This is a genomic window from Oceanobacillus indicireducens, from assembly GCF_014647195.1.
GTDB classification, from domain to species: Bacteria; Bacillota; Bacilli; order Bacillales; family Amphibacillaceae; genus Oceanobacillus; species Oceanobacillus indicireducens.
On sequence record NZ_BMOS01000013.1, the window covers coordinates 505 to 1,122 of the forward strand.

A 618-nucleotide genomic window follows, 5' to 3' on the forward strand; every position below is an offset into this window, starting at 1 on the left:
CTTTTAATGGAGCGGGTGAAGGGAATCGAACCCTCATCATCAGCTTGGAAGGCTGAGGTTTTACCACTAAACTACACCCGCATAATCGAAATGGTCGGGAAGACAGGATTTGAACCTGCGGCCCCTTGGTCCCAAACCAAGTGCTCTACCAAGCTGAGCTACTTCCCGCCGACCAACGCGCCCGAGAGGAGTCGAACCCCTAACCTTTTGATCCGTAGTCAAACGCTCTATCCAATTGAGCTACGGGCGCAGAATTTCTTTTATGTTATATAGTAGAAAATAAAAAAAGTGCGGTCGAGAGGACTTGAACCTCCACGGGATTTAACTCCCACTAGGCCCTCAACCTAGCGCGTCTGCCATTCCGCCACGACCGCATAATAAAATATGTTTTTTAACAAAAGGATAAAATTATTGTTTCTAATAATTGTCTGTCTATCATTTTATCCCGATTGATCACAAATCGTTACTGTGTAGTTTGGGAAAATAAATGGCTGGGCTACTAGGATTCGAACCTAGGAATGACGGGACCAAAACCCGTTGCCTTACCGCTTGGCTATAGCCCAACAACGAATGGCGGTCCGGACGGGACTCGAACCCGCGACCTCCTGCGTGACAGGC

5 tRNA genes are annotated in these 618 nt (G+C 47.9%); all 5 read right to left on the reverse strand.

Going from position 1 to position 618, the window contains the following annotated elements:
- Positions 1-7 precede the first annotated feature (7 nt).
- A tRNA-Gly gene (locus IEX94_RS10335) sits at positions 8-81 on the reverse strand.
- A gap of 10 nt (positions 82-91) precedes the next feature.
- Positions 92-168: transfer RNA gene (locus IEX94_RS10340), tRNA-Pro, on the reverse strand.
- 8 nt (positions 169-176) lie between these two features.
- A tRNA-Arg gene (locus tag IEX94_RS10345) sits at positions 177-250 on the reverse strand.
- Between the two features lie 39 nt (positions 251-289).
- A tRNA-Leu gene (locus IEX94_RS10350) sits at positions 290-374 on the reverse strand.
- Positions 375-488: 114 nt separating this feature from the next.
- Positions 489-563 (reverse strand) — tRNA-Gln (locus IEX94_RS10355).
- Positions 564-618: the final 55 nt, after the last annotated feature.